This is a genomic window from Caloramator sp. Dgby_cultured_2 (assembly GCF_028872215.1).
Classification (GTDB): domain Bacteria; phylum Bacillota; class Clostridia; order Clostridiales; family Caloramatoraceae; genus Caloramator; species Caloramator australicus.
On sequence record NZ_CP118396.1, the window covers coordinates 508,188 to 528,086 of the forward strand.

Here is a 19,899-nt window from a genome sequence, read left to right on the forward strand (position 1 = left end):
GAGTTTTCTAAACTTCAAAATATAGATTTAAGCAGCGAAATTGAAATTTTAGAGAACAAATTAAAGGAACTTCAAAGGGATTCTTTTAAGAATATAACCCCTTGGGATAAGGTTTTACTTGCAAGGAAGATAGAAAGGCCAACTTCATTAGACCTTATCAAAAGGATATTTGATAATTTTATAGAGCTTCATGGTGATAGGTTATATAAAGACGATGCTGCAATCTTAGGAGGTATTGCCCTTTTAGAAGGAAAACCTGTTACGGTAATTGGACAGCAGAAGGGCAAAAATACTGAGGAAAATATAAAAAGGAATTTTGGTATGCCCCATCCTGAAGGTTATAGAAAGGCTCTAAGGCTTATGAAGCAGGCGGAAAAGTTTAAAAGACCAGTTATTTGTTTTATTGATACACCTGGTGCCTTTTGTGGAATCGGATCAGAGGAGCGCGGTCAAGGAGAGGCAATAGCAAGGAATTTATTTGAAATGTCTAATTTGAAAACACCGATAATTTCTATTGTAATAGGTGAAGGAGGGAGTGGTGGCGCCCTTGCCCTTGCAGTAGGAGATAGGGTTTGGATGTTGGAGCATGCTATTTATTCCATTTTATCTCCCGAGGGTTTTGCAAGTATTCTATGGAAGGACGCTTCAAAGGCCAAAGAGGCAGCTTCTTTGATGAAATTGACGGCACAGGACCTTTTAGATTTTGGAATAATAGATAGGATAATTAAAGAGCCTATAGGTGGTGCCCATAGGGATGTTGATGAAACTGCAAAATCAATAAAACAAAGCCTTGTAGATGAATTAGAATTATTAAGGAATCTAGATATAGAAACTTTGCTCAATAGTAGATACGAAAAATTTAGAAGAATGGGCAAATTTCTAGAGTGATGGTGAAGTTCTGATGATTAAAAATGAGTATAAAGTCTTTGGAAGGGTTGATTTTGACTTTGAAAAGTTTTTTCGAATTTAAACACAGATGTTTTAGGAAGAAAAATACTTTTTTTGAATCTGTTACCTCAACAAATGATATTGCAAGGGAATATGCCGAAAATGGAGAATGGGGACTTTGTATATTAGCTGAGGAACAAACAAAGGGCAGAGGAACTCATGGAAGAAGCTGGTCTACCTATAAGGGGAAATCTATAGCCCTATCGATAGTTCTCCATCCTGATTGGATAAAGGATACGTCTTTATTAAGCATTGCTGCAGCAAAGGCTGTGATTAGAACATTAGAAAAATATAACCTTAATGCCACTTTAAAATTCCCAAATGATGTTTACTTAAATGAGAAAAAGGTATGCGGAATATTAACGGAAATATTTTATTCCTCAGAAAAAGTTAAATATGCCATATTAGGCATAGGAATAAACATAAATCAAGAGGAATTTGAAGATGAACTAAAAGATATTGCAATATCCATAAAACAGGTCTTAGGATATGAAATATCCAGAGAGGAATTTCTAGCGATATTATTAGAGTGCCTGCCACTTGACATTTTGACTTTTTGACATTTCTAAAATATGGATTTATTTATATAGGCTTAAGTTTAGTAAGGGGTGGTGTTAATATTAGATGCCATCCCTTACTAATTCTTATGATATTTTAATAAATGATAAAAGATAAATTAGCTGTTTTATATCCATTATGTTTTACACCTAGAAAATATGTTAATATATTAATAGGAAAAATTTACAAAGGATAGGGGGAAAGGTATGGGGAAAACTTTGTATATCAATGGGGTTATAAGGACGATGGATGATAAAAACAGTGTGTATGATTCGATGTTTGTAAGGGATGGCAGGATTGAGGATTTGGGGGATTATGATAGTTTAAAAGAAAAATATTATGACGCTGAAATTGTCGATCTTCAGGGAAGGCTTGTTTTACCTGGATTTACAGAAAGCCATATTCATGTGATAGAAGCTGCAAGGAGTATAGTTGACTTAAATTTAAAGGGAATAGAAACCTTTGAAGAGTTTAAAAATGTATTAATAAGCTTTAGCAAATCAAAGGACACTGAATGGGTAATAGGTTCTGGATGGGATGAGGGAATATTTGGAGGTAGAATGCCTAACAGATACGATATAGATAGAGTTATAAATGATAAGCCTGTTTGCCTTGTAAGGCAGGACGGACATTCTATGGTTTTAAACTCTAAAGCTTTAAAATTATTAGGATTAAATGAGGACGAAAATATTAGAATTTCTAAAAATGCTATAAAGGATGATGAGGGATTAACGGGGCTTTTTATGAAGAATGGGTTTTTGAAATATTAGGGCTTGTTATGGAAAGGATAGATGAGAGCTACTTTGAAAATGCACTAATGGTGCTTCAAAGGGAGCTTTTAAAAAGTGGAATTACAATGGTTAACGATATTATGACGCAATATCCAAGGATTTTTAAAATTTACAAAAGGCTTCAAGAGGAAGGAAAATTAAAAATTAGGATGGCCTGTGGAGGCTTAGGCAAAAGCAAAGAACTTGAAAAGTTTTTAGAACTTGAAGATGGGATGAAAATAAAAAAGGCCCCTGTAAATATTTTTTAGATGGAAGTTTTGGCTCTAAAACAGCTTTACTAATAGAAGGCTATGAAGATGAACCAGATAATAAAGGAGTTCAGACGCTAAGGGATGATGAGCTTGAAGATATTATTGAATTCTCATTAAAAAACACTTTTCCTATAGCTCTTCATGCAATCGGAGATCTTGCAATTAAAAAGTTTTTGGATATATATGAAAGGCTTTATAAGATATATCCAAATAAAAATGTAAGAAATAGGGTTGAACATATTCAAATAATAAGGGATGAAGATATTGAAAGATTTAAAAATTTAAACCTCATAGCTTCATTCCAGCCTATTTTTACTTTAGAAAAGGAATTAACTTTAAAGAGGGTAGGAGAGAGAAGAATAAAGGATACATATAGGTTTAGAACATTTTTGGAAAAGGGAATCAAGGTAATATTCAATAGCGATACGCCCTTTGGAGCAGCAACATTGAAAAATAAAGAAGGGAAAGATTTTAATGGATTCGAACCGCTTCTTGGAATACATTGTGCTGTAAATGATATTAACTTAAACAAAGGGGAAAATGTAACAGTAAAACAAGCTGTAGAATGTTACACTAAAAATGCAGCATATGCAAATTATATGGAAAATATTTATGGAACCTTGGAAAGGGGCAAATATGCGGATTTTGTTGTTCTAGAGGAGGACATTTTCAATATAAATACTGAACAAATTAAGGATGTGGAAATATTTATGACGGTTATCGACGGTGAAGTGGGTTATATAAAGTAATAGGGGGATTACATGATAGATTCTTTTTATTTTTTATGGACATATCTTAAAAGGATTAAAATTTATGCATTTACATATTTTTTCCTCTCGGTATTACATAAAATTACTATAATTTTTATTCCTATGATTACAAAAACTTAATAGATGAAGCTGTAAAAGGGAATAATTTAGAACAACTTATGAATAACGCTCTTTATTTTTGGTAGCTACACTTTTATTTATTTTATTTTTAAGTTTAAAATACTATTTTCAAAATTTTATTGAAATTAATGTTATTAACAGTTTAAAACAGGATATGATAAAGAAGATTAATAACATAGAATATGGAGAATTATTAAAAAAGGACTTAGGTTATTTTACACAAAGAATCAATAAAGATATTGATAAAATAAAAAATTTAATTATTTCAGATTACTCAACTTTTATTATTAACTTATTCTATGTTTCAACAGTTATATTAATCATGATTAAGTTGAATATATTTCTTACATTGGTTTTACTTTTATTAATACCTATTTTTATATTATTTACAAAGATTTTTATTCCAAAATTAAATGAGCTTAATAGCGAAATTATGAAAAAGAATGAAGAGATAGATAGTATAGTAGAAGAAGCTTATAATGGAATTTTAACATTAAGAGCACATAATTCAATATTTTATATTGAAAAAAGATAAAAAAGTAATAGAGAATATTTTTGGATTATATAATAAAGAGATTAAGCTTAATATTATTTATGAATTTGTGATAGTAACAGGAACCATGAATTTAGCTTCACTTTTAATTTACTGCATTGGAGGTTATTTGGTTTATAGAAGGGTAATAACAGCAGGAACTTTAGTGGCATTTTCCTTATATTTTTCACGTTTATGGGACCCCATTGAATTTTTATGGAATTTCCTAAAAATTAAGATTATCATTACTTTCATTAGAAAGAATTAAGAGTTTATTTGATATTGATGAAGAAAATAAGGGATCAATTTTTAAACTTGATGACTTTAAATCTCTAAAATTAAAAGATGTAGATTTTTATTATGATGATAAACAAATAATCAAAGGCTTAAACTTTATTATAAATAAGGGAGATAAAATTGGTATAAAGGGAAGAAATGGAATAGGAAAATCGACTTTGAGTTATTTGATTATTAAATTAATTAATCCTATATCTGGCACTATTTATTATAATGATATAAACTATCAGTTAATTGATCCATCTGGCTTAAGAGAAAAAATTATTCTAATTCCTTCTGAAGCCTACATCTTTAATACAACAATAATTGAAAATATTAATTTGAACTCAGAATCAGATATTAAAAAAGAGATTAAAGAAGATTTGTTGGCATTAATCAATAACAATAATGTTATTTTAGAAGAAGGGGTTAGTAATAAAGGACAAAGTTTATCTGGTGGCGAGAAGAAAATAGTTCAGCTTGCAAGGGGATTATCTAAAAATGCTGATATTTACATTTTAGATGAACCTTTAAATTTTATTGATATAAAGTATAAGAAAAAGGTTATAAACTTTTTAGACTCATATCTTAAGGACAAGACCTTTATAATTATATCTCATGATGAAGATATTTTTGAAATTTGTGATAAGGTTTATAGACTAGAAGACGGGGTTTTACTATTAGAGAATATGTAAAAAGAAAAGTAATAATTACCTTCCTTTAGGGAAAATTAAATATAGAAAAATTATGAAGGAAGGTGTTTGGATGAAAAGAATTATTGCAATTTTTTAATCGCAATAAACGTAATGTTTTTTAATGCAGCAAATGTTTTTGCAGAACCTAATCAATCTAAAGCAACCCAAGAGTGCAATGTTAACGTTAGAACCTTCCATTATGAAAAAATTACGGATCTTATTAAGTCTAACTTGGATGTTCCAAATTTAACGGGGCTAAAGAATTTGCACATTCAGTCGAGAATAAACAAAATGTTTGTTAAAGACATATTTGCCTTTAGCAGGAGAATAGAAAAGCTTGCAATGCAAGCTAAAAAGGACGGAGTTTTAAGAAATCCTTATGAAGCATATACAAGGTTTAAGGTCGCTTATAACTGCAACTGCATATTAAGCATTCCTGTTACATTCTACGAATATACAGGTGGAGCCCATGGAAATACTACATTAAAACCATATAACATAAACCTAAAAACAGGGAAAATCATTGGATACAAAGATATATTTAAAAAGGCTTTGATTATAAGACTATTATAATAAATGAAATCCAAAGGCAGATAAAGGAGAACAAAAACGATATTCCTTACTTTGATGATGCCCTTGAAACTGTTTCACAGTTTACTGATAAACAGCCCTTTTATATCACAAAGGATGGAATAGTAGTAATTTATGGCCTCTATGAGCTTGCACCATATGTTTCTGGAATACAAGAGTTTAAGATTCCTTTTACCTTGTTTGGTGATGGAATAAATACTGAGATAATTAAAGAATGTAAATAAAAATAAGACGGCTTTTCAAGACTTATGTTGGGCTATGTAGCCCAACATTCAGATTAAAAACAAACCTTCTTTGATGTTTATACATTGCAAGAGTCCCGTGATAGGATTTCAAAAAGGCATCTCTCATAAGCTTTAGCAATTCTTGCTTTTGACTTTTAAAAAGTCCGTAATTCTGCACACGGACGTGCAGAGCCGAGTGGCCGACACGGATATCGTCTCACGAGGGTAGGACTTTTGAAAACAAAGAAAAGCTTAGAATTGCTTAGCGAAATGAGCGAATGCCAGGGAAATCCTTCACGGGGCTTATAAAAAAATAACCATTTCAACAGTCTGTGTTGGGCTATATAGCCCAACATTTTTTATATTCTAAATAAATTTTTTTATAACTCCACAGGCGATTCTTTTACCTGAATTTCCAGCAGGCTGACTTCTATAATCATCAGGATTTTCGTGTATTATTACTGATTTTCCAATTATGTCTCTTACTTTAAACTTATTTGTGTAGAAAACCATAAAGGCTTTACCATCGTTGGAAAAAGAACTGGAAAGTCTCCGGCATGATTTCCATGGGGCTGATTAGTAGGATTATAATGCCCACCGGCTGTCATAAAGGAGTCTGCATCTTCAGAACAATTCCCAAATTCGTGGATATGAAAACCATGGGGCCCTATAGGACTTACATTGTTTGGGTCACTTTTATAATTTGGTAGCCCTTCTACATTAACATATACTAAAACTCCATCGTCTGTTTGATAGAAAATCACTAAGCCTTTTATACTTGGATAAATCCGGCTTCCTTTTATTTTTGCATAGGCAACATCATAAATCATTGAAGAGAAAAAGTTTAAATAGTTCATCATATCTTTCACCATTAAAAATTCATCAATTTTAATATATGCAATTAAGACTAAAGCGTGAGTGTAAATTTTAAAGAATTCTTTACAAATTTTTCCTTGGTGTTATAATTTAACTTAGATATTGCAAAAGGTGGGGTGAGGGCGTGATAAAAACATCGTTTTTGATCTTGGAAATGTCTTGATTAGATTTGAACCAAAAAGTATTTATTAAACTTTTGCGAAGGGGATGTTTTAGAAAGGGTTTACAAAGTTATTTTTGAAAGTCAAGAATGGAAGATGCTAGATAGAGGCACAATTACAGAGGAAGAAGCCATTGAAAGGTTTTGTAGGGTTTCAGATGAGGATTCACATATAATAAAAAAGGCAATGGCAAATTGGCATGATATTTTAGTCCCAATCGATGAGACGGTTAAAATACTAAAAAAATTAAAGGAAAAAGGATTCAAACTTTTCGTCCTCTCTAACTATCACAAAAAGGCCTTTGAATGGACAATAAAGAAAAATGATTTTTTAGGTTATTTGATGGGATGGTTATATCCTGTGATATTAACTTTGTAAAACCCGAAAGGCAGATTTACGAACATCTATTAAATAAGTTTAATCTAAATCCAAGGGAAACCTTATTTATAGATGATCTTGATGAGAATTTAGAAGGGGCTAAAATACTTGGAATTAACACAATAAAATTTAAGGATGCCAATCGGCTTCTTGAGGAGCTTAATAATTTCAATATAAATTTAGATTAAAGTAAAGGATTTAGGAGGATTATATGCTCAAAAGGTTTGCAAAATATTATAAGCCTCATTTGGCCTTGTTTATTTTTGATATTTCCTGCGCGTTATTTGTTACTATAACAGATTTAATATATCCTCTTTTGACGAGAAGGCTTATTAACATAATTATTCCAACTAAAAACATGATTATGATTTTAAAATTTAGCCTACTGCTTTTCTTAATTTACTCCTTTAAAATGCTAATGGAATACTTCGTAGGATATTACGGCCATGTTCTTGGGGTTAGAATAGAATACGACATGAGAAAGGAAATATTTTCGCATATTCAGAAATTATCCTTTAGCTACTTTGATAACACAAAAACAGGGCAAATAATGTCAAGGATTGTTAACGATTTAAGGGAGATTTCAGAGCTTGCACATCATGGCCCGGAGGATATTTTCCTCTCTGTCATTCTATTAATTGGAACGTTTTTGTCCTTCTAAATATCAATGTTAAGTTAACATTGGTATCCTTCACGATTATTCCATTTATGATCTACTTTATGATAAAGTTTAATAACAAATTCGAGAGCGTTTTTATGGAACAAAGAAGAATTATTGCGGATATAAACAGCAGAATAGAGGACAGCATCTCTGGAATTAGGGTGGTTAAATCCTTCACAAACGAGGAATATGAAATTAAAAAGTTTGATGAGGGTAATTTAAGGTTTAAAAATCAGAGGACTAAAGCAGTAAGATATATAGGCATATTTGATTCAGTTAACAACTATTTTGCAAATATTGCCGTCCTAATAACTTTGACCTTTGGAGGGCTTATGGTTTCTAAAGGTGAAATAAACGTAGGTGATTTAGTGGCGTTTATGCTCTATATTGGCCAGTTTTTAAGACCTCTTACAATAATACTAAGATTTACTGAAGATTTTCAAAATGGGATGTCAGGCTTTAAAAGGTTTATTGAAATAATAGATATGAAACCTTATATTGAGGACAAAGAGGGTGCAATTGAATTAGAAAAGGTAAAAGGGGATATTGAATTTATAGATGTTAAGTTTAGCTACGATGATAAAAGGACAGTTTTATCAAATATAAATTTTAAAATCAAAAGCGGTGAAACCGTTGCAATCGTAGGACCTTCAGGTTCAGGTAAAACTACTCTTTGTAATTTAATTCCAAGATTTTATGAAATCGATGAAGGAAGGATAACTATAGATGGAATAGATATAAAGTATATAGCATTAAAATCTTTAAGGAGAAATATTGGAATTGTTCAGCAGGATGTTTTCTTATTTGCAGGAACTATAAGGGAAAATATAGCCTATGGAAAACTCGATGCAACCTTTGAGGAAATTGTTGAAGCTGCAAAGGCTGCCAATGCCCACGATTTTATAATGCAGCTTCCAAATGGTTATGATACATATATTGGAGAAAGGGGAGTTAAACTTTCTGGTGGGCAAAAACAGAGAATTTCAATAGCAAGGATGTTCCTTAAAAATCCACCAATTCTAATCTTAGATGAGGCAACTTCTTCCCTTGATAATGAAAGCGAGGCTATCATTCAAAAGTCCATAGAGGATCTTGCTAAAAATAGGACAACATTAATTATAGCCCATAGATTAGCTACAGTTAAAAATGCAGATAGAATAATAGTCCTAACCGAGAATGGTATAGAAGAGGAAGGAAGCCATCATGAACTTTTAAGAAAAAAAGGAAAATATTATAGTCTTTATGTAAATCAGTTTGATATTGCATAAAATTTTTAAAATCCCCTGTTTTTATAGGGGATTTTGTTGTATAATAATTATGTGTTCAAACGATTGCATAAAGCTATTTATTAATTATTAAGTAATTTTTAAGGAGGCAATTTATGGGGTTAGATAGTGCTTTAATAAAAGTTTTACATGAGCTGAAACTTAAAATAAAACATGGGGAAGGGATGGATTATAGAATACCAGCCCTTTGGGATACATTTTCATATTCCGGAGAAGAAAAAAGCAAAATGAAGACGGAACAATAACAGTAAACCCATATAGATTCTTTGCAGAATGTATTGAAAAGAATTTTCTGCCTTTAATGAAGGATAACAATAATTACAGTTTGCCTTTGTCAAAAATAAAAAAGGAAGGACATGAAAAGGGATACATAGGAGGAGATTGGATTAAAAAAGCAATGTATATGGCATGCAGATAAGAACGTCTTCGGCTTGGGACCATGATGGTGATAGAAGTCTTGAGGTTAAAAACAAATTTGGGCTTAACGATACAGGAACATTTATAAAAACATTAGCTTTATTACCCCTAATAAAGAGAATGGGATTTAAGGCAATATATATGCTTCCTATTACAAAAACAGCACAAAATATGCTAAGGGTGAAATGGGGTCCCCCTATGCTATAAAAAACTTTTTGAAATAGATCCTGTTCTTAAGGATAATATGTTAAACACAACAACTGTTGATGATGAATTTAAGGCCTTTGTTGAAGCATGCCATATATTTGGAATTAGAACTATGATAGATATTATTCCAAGAACTTCGGCGAGGGATTCAGATCTTATATTAGAACATCCAGATTGGTTTTATTGGATAAGAAAAAAGATTTAGATAAGTATCATCCACCTAAAATAGAAGGCTTTGAACCTTTTACAAAGGCTGAAAAGGATAATATTGAAAAAATTTATGCTGCCAAGGAGGTTAAGGAGCACCTTAAATTATTTGTTCCGTCGCCAGATAAATTAGATCCTGCAAAATGGGAAAGCATAAAGGAAAGATGTAAAGAAAATAAAAATATCGACTTTTTCCAATTAATTGAAGAGGAATTTGGAATAACGACAGCACCTGCCTTTTCAGATTGTATTAATGACCCGCAGCCTCCCTGGAGCGATGTTACTTACTTAAGGCTTTATCTTGATAACCCAATAAAATCGGCAAAATTTGTTGGAAAAGATCAGCCGCCATATATTTTGTTTGATATCATAAGGGGAAATGTGTTTAAGGGAAAAATTAAGAATATTGAGCTTTGGGAAAAAATTTCTGACATTATTCCCCACTACCAAAGAAATTTTGGCATCGATGGTGCAAGAATAGATATGGGTCATGCCCTTCCATCGGAACTTGAGAAGATGATCATAGAAAAACCAAGGCAATTTGATAAGGATTTTTGCTTTATTGCTGAAGAATTAAATAATAAAGCTGACAAAAAGGCTAAAAAAGCCGGATATAATATGGTTATAGGAGAATACTGGTGGACTGAACCTAGAATAGAGGAAGGCCATTTTAAGAGGATGATTTATGATGTTGCAAAGCTTAAAGTTCCTGTTTTTGCTGCATCAGAAATGCCAGACACTCCAAGGGCAGCATCGAGAAAAGGCGGAAGGGATTTTTCAAAGCTATCAGTTGTTTTAAATAACTTCTTACCAAATGCTGTTCCTTTTGTTACATCAGGTATGGAAATATTTGAAGTTCAGCCAATGAACTTAGGATTAGATCCTCAGCCTGATGGGAGATATGTGCTGCCTAAGGAGGATCCTTTCTATGGCAAGCTAGCCTTTTTCGATAAATATGCCCTTCACTGGACAAACGAAGGTAAGGAAGAAATGATAGATTTAATTGAAGGGGTAAATAAAATAAGGGAAAAATATTTAAAATATTTAAAGGTAGAAAACTTTATAAAGATAAATTCTGGAGATGATTCTACAATAGTTTTAGCATATAAATTAGATGGTAAAAATGAAAAACTCTTATTAATAGCTGCAAATGGGGATTTTGATAGGGATGTTAATCTAAAGGTAAGGTTGTCCAATATTGAGAAAAAATTGGAGAAAAATTTAAAGATGCAAAATTGATATTATCGATAAAAGATGATGATAATGCCTATATTAAAAATAACAATTTAGAAATTTCCCTTCCAAAGGGTGATGTAAAGGTAATAATTATAAGATAGACTATAAAATATGCTCCCCTAATGGGGAGCATACAGACTGTTGAAAAAGTTATATTTTGATAAGCCCCGTGAAAGATTTCCCTGGCATTCGCTCATTTCGCTAAGCAATTCTAAGCTTTTCTTTGTTTTCAAAGTCCTACCCTCGTGAGCCGACATCCGTGTCGGCCACTCGGCTCTGCACGTCCGTGTGCAGAATTACGGACTTTTGAAAAGTCGAAAAGCAAGAATTGCTAGAGCTCATGAGAGATGCCTTTTTGAAATCCATTCACGGGGCTCTTGCAAAGTCTAAACACAAATGAGAGTTTGTCTACAATCTGTATGCTCCCCTAATGGGGAGCATAAAATTTTGAGGAAAACACAATTTCACATTATAATTTCAACATAATGTTCAATTCCGTCATCTACAAGAGGGACTTCTTTATTATCAAGGGCATTTCCATCTAATGTAACTGTAGTAATCCCCTTGCTTTTCCCATCGGGATTCTTAACTGTGATATTGTAGATGGTATTGATAAATTTATATCTTATTTTGTATTCCTTCCATGATTTTGGGATGCATGGATCGATTATAAGCTTATTCCCTATCTTTTTAAAACCTAAAATTTCCTCAAGGCCTACTTTATACATCCAGCTGGAGGATCCGGTATACCACGTCCAGCCGCCACGACCAACATGGGGCTCGACAGCATATACATCTGCAGCCATTACGTATGGTTCAACCTTATACTTCGACACTTCATACATAGTTCTTGTATGATTTATTGGGTTTATCATGTTGAAAAGCTCAACTGCCTTATCGCCTTCACCAAGCAGGGCATAGGCATATATTACCCAGGTAGCTGCATGGGTGTATTGTCCTCCATTTTCTCTAACACCAGGAACATATCCCTTTATATATCCTGGGTTCAATTCGCTCTTATCAAAGGGTGGAGTAAAGAGCATTATTATCCCCGCTTCTCTGTTAATCAAATAGTTTTCCACGGATTTCATGGCAATCAAAGCTCTATTAAAATCTGCACCTTTGCTTATTAAGCCCCAGGTTTGTGCAAGGGAGTCTATCTTACATTCTGAATTTTGGGAAGAGCCAAGGGGTGTTCCGTCGTCGAAGTAGGCCCTTCTATACCATTCTCCATCCCATGCATTTTCTTCTATAGATTTTACAATTTCTTCTGCAACTTTTTGATACCTTGCAGCTCTATGGTAGTCATATTTAGTTTTGCAAATGGGGATGAATTTTTGCAGGATGCTATATAAAAACCAACCAAGCCAAACGCTCTCGCCTTTACCTTTATTTCCGACTGTATTCATTCCATCGTTCCAGTCGCCGGAGCCCATGAGGGGGATACCGTGTTCTCCAAATTTTAACGAGCGTTCTATAGCTCTTATGCAATGTTCATAAATCGATGCTTTTTCTTCAGACTTTGAAGGAAGGAAATACTTTTCATCCTCATGTTCTGCCAAAGTTTCGCCTTCAACAAAGCGGGCCTTAATGTCAAGGATTGAATAATCTCCTGTCTTTGTGATATATTCTGCAACTACAAAGGGAAGCCATAAAAGGTCGTCGGAGAATTTTGTTCTTATTCCTTTTATATCTTTACACATATGCCACCAGTGCAAAACATCTCCTTCAACAAACTGATGCTTTGCATGGAGGATTATTTGTTCCTTTGTAATTTCTGGAGCTATGTTTAACAAGGATAATACATCCTGTAATTGATCTCTAAATCCAAAGGCTCCACCACTTTGATAAAAGGCGCTCCTTGCATATATTCTGCAGCAAAGTGTTTGATAAATTAGCCAGCTATTTAGCATTATATTCATAGACTTTTCGGGTGTATCAACCTGGACTATTTCAAGCAAAGATGACCAGGACTGTTTTACATTTTCAAATTCAGTTTTACAAGTATTAATTTCTTTATATTTTTTTATTAGTTTTTCAATTTCATCCTTACTATTGGCAGCTCCTAATAAAAGGGCTATTTCTTTTTCTTCCTTTGGATTTAGTGTTATTGAAATTTTAATTGCTACACATGGATCAAGACCCGCTCCAAATGTATTTGAAAGTTCATCTTTAAAAAGGCCATAGGGAGTTTTTAAATTCTTATAGGGTCCTATAAATTCCATCCTGTCACAAGTAAAGGAATCCTTTATCTCTGAACAATCAACAAAGCCAATAGAGTCTGGGAAATCGGAGTTATAGTTATTTTTGAATATTATAGTTCCTGTATTCGACAGAATATCTGTTACTATAAACTGTTGAGTGCTATGTTCACTGACTCCAAGCATTGGCCTTATATAGTAGAATAGGGCTATTTTTCTTTCGATATTGGAATTATTGCAGAGTTTAATAAGATTTATCTTGACGCTATCGTCTTTTGGAACAAAACACAATAATTCTTGATATATATTGTGGCTAAACTGTTTGAAAATTGTATAACCAATTCCATGATGAATGAAGTAATTGATGTTTTGTCTTATAGGATTTGGAGTGAGGCTCCAAAATTCCCTTGTATGTTCATCTCTTAAATATATTATTTCGGAAGGCGGGTCTGAAACGGGGTCGTTACTCCACGGAGTTATTTTGTTTTCACGGCTGTTTTCAAACCAGGTATATCCTCCGCCACCTTCTGTAATTAAAAATCCGAATTTTTGTTTGCGATAACGTTAGACCATGGCAGAGGAGTGTAATTGTTTTCTTTTAGCTTTATGATATATTCTTTATTCTTTAGATCGAAGCCACCATATTCATTGAAGAATTCTAATTGCGGCTTTTCTATTTCACTGGACACTTCATTTCCGTTAGAATTTCAATTTCTAATTTTTGACTTTCTAAGGATGTAGGTAATAATTTTATTTGTTTTGAAATAGAACCCTTCTGAGCATGGATTATCAGTTTTGCCACAGTAAATAGTAAAGTTACGTCTTTCATTTCAATTTCATTAGCATTTAGAACGTATATTCCACCGGACCTGTTTAATAGGTCTCTTGTTACACTTCGCATAACGGTATCTTGAATTAAATCCCTCAAAGGTTGCAGATATGAACTTTCATCCTGATTAAGGATTACAAGATCTAATTTTAAACCTTTGTTTCTCCAATATTCATGGGCCTTTAACATTGTCTTTACTATATCTATGTCTTCAATCTTATCTATAGTTACTAAAACGATTGGAATATCACCGGATATACCGAATTTCCAAAGTGCCTTTTGACCATTAGTATTTTCTTTAATTATATCGTTATATTTTTTCTTTAATGGACTTAGGTATAAAATATGCGACAGCATGTTATCAAAGTCTATTACCTCTTCATATTTTAAATTTAGGTATCTTAATTCCATCTTGCTTCTTATATTTGCAAGTTCAAAGGCTCTTTGAATATTAGTAAAATCGTTATATTTTTGCTAAGCTCTAAAACTTCATCTTTACTTTTACCATATCCTAAACAGTATATTATTGTTGCTGATTCTCCTGATTTTATTCTAATTCTACCTCTTAGGCTGAATATAGGGTCCAAAACTGCTCCTGTAGATTTTGAAAGTGGTTGGAAGAGGGCTTGAGGTTCTGAAATAGTTTTGCCTCTTCCTAAAAATTTTAGTCTATCGGTTTCATATTCTATCGAACCTATCAGATTGCCAAGTATTAAGATTGAATGGAATGCAAAGTGAGGTTCACGACCTTCTTCCCTTGGCCTCCTGGAGGCAAAGATTGTGCTATATTTTTCTTCAAACTCAGTTCTGACGAATAAATTACTAAATGTAGTATGGGCAATGTCGGCGTTTAAATTATTCAATACTATTTCGGAATAGCTTGTTGCTTCTAATACAATATCGTCTGAGTTAAAGTTTGTTATAGTAATTTTTCTTATTTCACAATTATCCTCAGGTGAAACACAAATTTCTGTATGAACTTCTAAGTTGTCCTCCTTAAGCAAATATTCTGCTTTATCAGGTGAAAACTTGGATTTATAGAATTTTGCCTTTTTACATATAGGTTCAAATGTTGTTGATAAAATTTTATTGGTATTTAAACTTCTAATAAATATAAAGGTTCCGTATCTTCTTATTGTAGTATCATCTCTCCATCTGTTTATATAAATATCATTATATTTGCTAAAATTAGAGCCTCCGTTGGTTAACATAAGTGAATAGTTTCCATTCGATAATATATGGCAAACAGGCAAATCGGATTCGAAGGCACCAACCTCCCTAGTAATAACTTGCTCTTTATATTCTTCACGTTTAAATGGTTTTACAATTTCTTTATGTTCTTTAGTTATTATAACTCTTAATGGAACCTTTTCTTGAAGCAAAAATTCACCACATTTAATAACGGGATCGCTATGGAAATATTTAACTAGTATGTTTTTGTTGATAAAATTGTTGATTGAAGCTAATATCATTCCCTGATGATGGGCCATAAAGCTCTCGACTATTGCAGCATTTTTATTCCTGGGAAGCCTTTCAGGAGTATAGTCAATTGCTTCATAAAGCCCATAAATTCCTTCACCTATATCGTTAATAATCTTTTTTAAATTTTCAATTGCATCATAGGGGCTGAAGGGAAGAGCTAAAACGGTTGAATAGGGTGAAATAACCATGTCGTTTATTAAACCCCTCTTTAAACCTAAGTCAGGAACACCAAAGGCTTTATATTGGTAATTTAAAAGTAAGTCAAAGGTATAAAATCCGGACTCCGATGTTCCCCATGGAACTTTTCTACTAACACCATATTTTATTTGAGCTTTTATGGCCGTATAATATGTTTCACTCAATAAAGTATTGTCAAAGGTTTTCATTATAATAGGTGGCATGAAATACTCAAACATTGTTCCTGTCCATGAAACTAAACTTCTGTAGCCATTTATTTTTACAAGGTTTCTTCCTAGTCTAAACCAGTGGGTGACAGGAACTTCACGCTTTGCTACTGCTATATAGCTTGCAAGTCTGCTTTCAGATGCTAAAAGATCATAGTATGAATTAGTAAGTTTGTTTTCTTCCACATTAAATCCTATAGAGAAAAGATCCCTTTTTTCATCGTATAACAGTGAAAAATTGGTATTTTCAATAATAGTTTCGATTCTTGATATAATATTTTTTGCAAAATTTATCAATTCATTAATATTATAGAGACATTTTTCCACTTCAAATTTATATGATGCTTCTATTTCATTTTGCAATAATTCTTCATACAATTGTTTTAATCGGTTAATCGAAGGAGATTTTAAAACTTCATTTTTTATATTCTGCAATAAATTGCCGTCGTTTAAAATAAAGGATGGGATATATTTCTCTACCTCCTCTTTAAAATCCTTTGCAGTTTCTATAACCTTTGAAGTCCAAATTGAATTTGGAGAAGGAATTCTAGAAAGTTCAATAAAAATATTTAATAATTCTTTGTAATCCATTTTATCAGCATATAACATATCTTGTAGTCTTAGAATATATTCATTTTGTGAAGGAATTTCTGATGATAGTTCTAAAGTATCAATTAAACCTTGAATTTCAGCTTTTGAAATTATGGATTCATCCAGCAAAGATTTTATAGCTTCTTTTAAAGTAATTAAATATCCTATAAAGTTTCCGTTATCAACAGTTGAAATATAATAAGGATGCAGAACCTCTAATGTCTTTGTATCATACCAGTTAAAAAGGTGCCCATTCCACTTTTTTAATTTTTCTACTGTTGTTAGGGTAAGATTGATTTTTTCTAACATTTTACTAAAGCTTAAATAGCCTAAATTTCTTGCTGATAAGCAGCTAAGCAAATAAAATCCTATGTTTGTTGGAGAAGTCCTGTGGGCTAATTTTTTTACAGGACTTTGCTGATAGTTATCGATAGGAAGATAGTTGTTATCTTTATCGGTAAACTCCTCATAAAATAACCATGTTTTTCTTGCAATGCGTCTTATCATTTCTAAATCTTCAATGCTAAATTTATCTTCAGCTATATTTTGCTGGCTTATATAATAAGCAATATATGGAGATATTAGCCAAAGTAGTGTAAATAATGAAGATAAATATGCATTACCGGTTAAAAAGGATAAAGCAAGATAACCTAATGAAATTAAAAGGCCTGGATACATCCTGATAAAAAAGCTCTTTAGGTCATTGCTTAATGAACTTTCAACATCGGCAGCTGTTACCCATTCTAAAGTATTTTTTCTTGAAATCCATATTCTGTATAGGGTCTTTAAAATAGCATGCCCCATCATATAAACGTGATAAGGTAAAAATATAAAATTTAATATTGTTTGATAAAATGTCGCCTTAAGTCCATATATTAAATTACCATTTAATTTTTCGCGCGGTGCAATAAACCACTTTATGTTTATATAATCAAATAGGCTTAGTATAATTGGAAAGAATATAATAATTAAAGATGAAATAATAAAGTATATGTCTTTGAAATAAAGGGTTGAAAGAGAAAGCAGGACAAAATATGCTATAGGAACTAAACTGCGCCTTAAATTATCTATTATCTTCCACTTAGATACAAAATTTAATGGATTTTTTATTTTTCTACCATCAGAAGTTTTAATTTGAGATTTAAGCCAAGGAATTGTTTGCCAATCTCCTCTAGTCCATCTATGCTGTCGTATTATATATGAGCTATACTTTTCTGGGTAATTGTCTATAAGCTCAATATCAGTAGCAAGCCCTACCCTTAAATAGCTGCCTTCGATTAAATCATGGCTTAAAAGGGTATTTTCAGGAATATTTTTTAGACTTTCTTTAAATATGTCAATATCAAAAATCCCTTTGCCGGTAAAGATGGCTTCTTTAAATATATCTTGATAGATATCTGATATTGCCTTTGAATATGGATCTATTCCTCCATTTCCAGCAAAGATCCTTGAAAACATGGTTTTGTTTGTGCTTTCGATGTTTATACCAATCCTCGGCTGAATAAGACCGTATCCTTTAGTTACAACTCCTTTTTGAGGATTATATTCAGCCTTATTTAAAGGATGAGCTATAGTTCCTATCAATTTTTCTGCAGTTCCTATTGGCATTATTGTATCTGCATCTATAGTTATGATATATTTTGCATCTTTGATTGGATTTATATCGGAGGATATTGTTATAAAAGTTGAATCGGTTTTACCTCTTAAAACTTCAACAAATTCAAAAATTGCGCCTCTTTTTCTTTCCCAGCCCATCCATTTACCTTGGGTAGGGTTAAATATTCTCCTTCTATGTAGGTAATAAAATATATCTTCGCCCTTTGAATATTTTTTATTTAAATTCCTAACAAGCTCCAGACCGGTTTCTAAAATTTTTTCTTCATTACCTAAAAATTCCTCTTTAGAATCTACAAAATCTCCAATAACTGCAAAATATATATTTTGGTTTTTATTTGCATTATAATTTACTTCAAGTTGATTGAATATTGATTTTACCCTATTTATATTTGGCAATACAGTTGGAATGATTACTATTGTTTTAAATTCCTCAGGGATACCATTTTTAAACTCAAGCTTTGGCAGAAAAGTTGCATCTAAAAAATGAGTAAACAGCCAGTTAACAAGGTTTATTACTATTTCACTTAATGGGATCAAAAATATTATAAAGGCTAATATAGTTCTTGCTAAATTTAAAGTATTTAAGTAGTAATAATATGAAAGTGCGAAATCAAGTAAAATTATTGGGATAAAAATACTCATAAAATAAAACCAAGGAAGCAATTTTTTGTTCTTATTACGAGCTTTCCCTGTAAGTTTTTCGATTAAAAGACTTATACCATTATCAAGCAAGTAATATCCTACATGCTTGGTTTTATCATCTTTATCAGAGGAGCTTGAAAGGAGAATTAAATGTTTTGCAACTTTGCTTTCAGATACTCCATATTTAGAAGCTAATTTTTTAATCTTATGCCTATAGTAATCTCTTGTTTCTTTATCTTGAAGTTTAAAAAATTTATCTTTTTCCAATATTTTGTCAACAATACAAATTTCTTCAAATATCTCGTTCCAATCAAGAGCGTTAATTAATCTTAAGCTGTTAATGCTATTGCCAAAGGAAACTGCAAGCTGGGCTTGTTCTTGATGTTCAATATTGATTAAATTATCGATGCTTATATTTTCATCTGATAATTTAGATTTAACGAAATCTAAAATAGGATCATAATACATGTCCTTATTTTTTAATACTTCCAAAAGATGTTCAATAAAGCTTGAAGTAAATTTTTTATCTTCAAGTTCTTTTGATAGGAATTCAATTATTTTTTCATAGTCATCCAATTCAATTTTTTTTCAGATTTTTCCCATTCAGAATGAACGCTATTAAGCTTTTCGCAAAGATTTCTTATTTTCTCCAAAAGAGCAACAGAAAGGGCTAATGGTAAAGACCAAACTTCGCTCATGGAAAGATGATGGACTTTTTGGTATGAGTTTAAAAAATCTATCAATATATCTTTGTCAACTCTTCCGTCAGTGTGAGATATAAGTTCAACTGCTAATATAAAAATTCTAGGAAAATCCTTAAAATAGCCCTTATCGATTATTTCGAGCTCTTTATATGTTTTACTTTTTATATTGCGAATGATGTTTTTATAGCTATCTTCTATTATATAAAAATTATCTAAGAGCCAATCACTACCTGAAGGAAGACTT

14 protein-coding genes and 5 pseudogenes are annotated in these 19,899 nt (G+C 31.9%); 15 read left to right on the forward strand and 4 right to left on the reverse strand.

The window, feature by feature from the left end; all coding sequences use genetic code 11:
• The 9 genes and pseudogenes from PWK10_RS03365 to PWK10_RS19375 all read left to right on the forward strand — a co-directional run.
• Positions 1–888 (forward strand): annotated as a pseudogene (locus tag PWK10_RS03365) (acetyl-CoA carboxylase carboxyltransferase subunit alpha); the annotation flags it as partial.
• A gap of 59 nt (positions 889–947) precedes the next feature.
• Positions 948–1,508 (forward strand): biotin--[acetyl-CoA-carboxylase] ligase, encoded by a 561-nt coding sequence (locus PWK10_RS03370; RefSeq protein WP_274767374.1) that lies wholly within the window; start codon positions 948–950, stop codon positions 1,506–1,508.
• Positions 1,509–1,712: 204 nt separating this feature from the next.
• Complete coding sequence (locus tag PWK10_RS03375; RefSeq protein ID WP_274767375.1) at positions 1,713–2,276, forward strand: amidohydrolase family protein; 564 nt, start codon at positions 1,713–1,715, stop codon at positions 2,274–2,276.
• An 8-nt stretch (positions 2,277–2,284) separates the two neighbouring features.
• Positions 2,285–2,545 (forward strand): hypothetical protein, encoded by a 261-nt coding sequence (locus PWK10_RS03380; protein ID WP_274767376.1) that lies wholly within the window; start codon positions 2,285–2,287, stop codon positions 2,543–2,545.
• 29 nt (positions 2,546–2,574) lie between these two features.
• Positions 2,575–3,297, forward strand: a pseudogene (locus tag PWK10_RS03385) (amidohydrolase); the annotation flags it as partial.
• A 199-nt stretch (positions 3,298–3,496) separates the two neighbouring features.
• Entirely contained in the window at positions 3,497–3,973 is a 477-nt protein-coding gene (locus tag PWK10_RS03390) for an ABC transporter transmembrane domain-containing protein (RefSeq protein ID WP_274767377.1), read from the forward strand.
• A 374-nt stretch (positions 3,974–4,347) separates the two neighbouring features.
• Entirely contained in the window at positions 4,348–4,941 is a 594-nt protein-coding gene (locus PWK10_RS03395; protein WP_274768089.1) for an ABC transporter ATP-binding protein, read from the forward strand.
• Positions 4,942–5,007: 66 nt separating this feature from the next.
• Positions 5,008–5,514 (forward strand): DUF4163 domain-containing protein, encoded by a 507-nt coding sequence (locus PWK10_RS03400; protein ID WP_274767378.1) that lies wholly within the window; start codon positions 5,008–5,010, stop codon positions 5,512–5,514.
• Positions 5,515–5,534: 20 nt separating this feature from the next.
• The gene (locus PWK10_RS19375; RefSeq protein ID WP_446715330.1) at positions 5,535–5,756 is read left to right on the forward strand and encodes an RsiV family protein; all 222 of its coding nucleotides are present in this window, start codon (positions 5,535–5,537) and stop codon (positions 5,754–5,756) included.
• A 366-nt stretch (positions 5,757–6,122) separates the two neighbouring features.
• Here PWK10_RS19375 and PWK10_RS03405 read toward each other — a convergent pair.
• Positions 6,123–6,613: pseudogene (locus PWK10_RS03405) on the reverse strand (superoxide dismutase family protein).
• Positions 6,614–6,979: 366 nt separating this feature from the next.
• On the opposite strand from PWK10_RS03405, the pseudogene PWK10_RS03410 reads away from it, so the two are divergent.
• The 6 genes and pseudogenes from PWK10_RS03410 to PWK10_RS03435 all read left to right on the forward strand — a co-directional run bounded on the left by PWK10_RS03410 (position 6,980) and on the right by PWK10_RS03435 (position 11,188).
• Positions 6,980–7,359: pseudogene (locus PWK10_RS03410) on the forward strand (HAD family hydrolase).
• Positions 7,360–7,382: 23 nt separating this feature from the next.
• A pseudogene (locus PWK10_RS03415) lies at positions 7,383–9,100 on the forward strand (ABC transporter ATP-binding protein).
• Between the two features lie 113 nt (positions 9,101–9,213).
• Complete coding sequence (locus PWK10_RS03420; protein WP_274767379.1) at positions 9,214–9,363, forward strand: hypothetical protein; 150 nt, start codon at positions 9,214–9,216, stop codon at positions 9,361–9,363.
• A gap of 163 nt (positions 9,364–9,526) precedes the next feature.
• Positions 9,527–9,742 carry a hypothetical protein gene (locus PWK10_RS03425; protein ID WP_274767380.1) on the forward strand — a complete coding sequence of 72 codons (216 nt, stop codon included), beginning with the start codon at positions 9,527–9,529 and terminating at the stop codon, positions 9,740–9,742.
• Between the two features lie 37 nt (positions 9,743–9,779).
• A complete protein-coding gene (locus PWK10_RS03430; protein ID WP_274767381.1) occupies positions 9,780–9,947 on the forward strand; it encodes a hypothetical protein in 168 nt (55 codons plus the stop codon).
• Entirely contained in the window at positions 9,926–11,188 is a 1,263-nt protein-coding gene (locus PWK10_RS03435; RefSeq protein WP_274767382.1) for a hypothetical protein, read from the forward strand. The genes PWK10_RS03430 and PWK10_RS03435 overlap by 22 nt, the downstream gene beginning before the upstream one ends.
• A gap of 461 nt (positions 11,189–11,649) precedes the next feature.
• Here the strand turns inward: PWK10_RS03435 and PWK10_RS03440 are convergent, their stop codons facing one another.
• The 3 genes from PWK10_RS03440 to PWK10_RS03450 all read right to left on the reverse strand — a co-directional run bounded on the left by PWK10_RS03440 (position 11,650) and on the right by PWK10_RS03450 (position 19,527).
• Positions 11,650–13,920 carry a GH36-type glycosyl hydrolase domain-containing protein gene (locus tag PWK10_RS03440; RefSeq protein ID WP_274768090.1) on the reverse strand — a complete coding sequence of 757 codons (2,271 nt, stop codon included), beginning with the start codon at positions 13,918–13,920 and terminating at the stop codon, positions 11,650–11,652.
• Between the two features lie 139 nt (positions 13,921–14,059).
• Positions 14,060–14,626: a hypothetical protein gene (locus PWK10_RS03445; RefSeq protein WP_274767383.1), complete on the reverse strand. Its 567-nt coding sequence runs from the start codon at positions 14,624–14,626 to the stop codon at positions 14,060–14,062.
• 8 nt (positions 14,627–14,634) lie between these two features.
• Positions 14,635–19,527: a glucoamylase family protein gene (locus tag PWK10_RS03450; protein ID WP_274767384.1), complete on the reverse strand. Its 4,893-nt coding sequence runs from the start codon at positions 19,525–19,527 to the stop codon at positions 14,635–14,637.
• Positions 19,528–19,899: the final 372 nt, after the last annotated feature.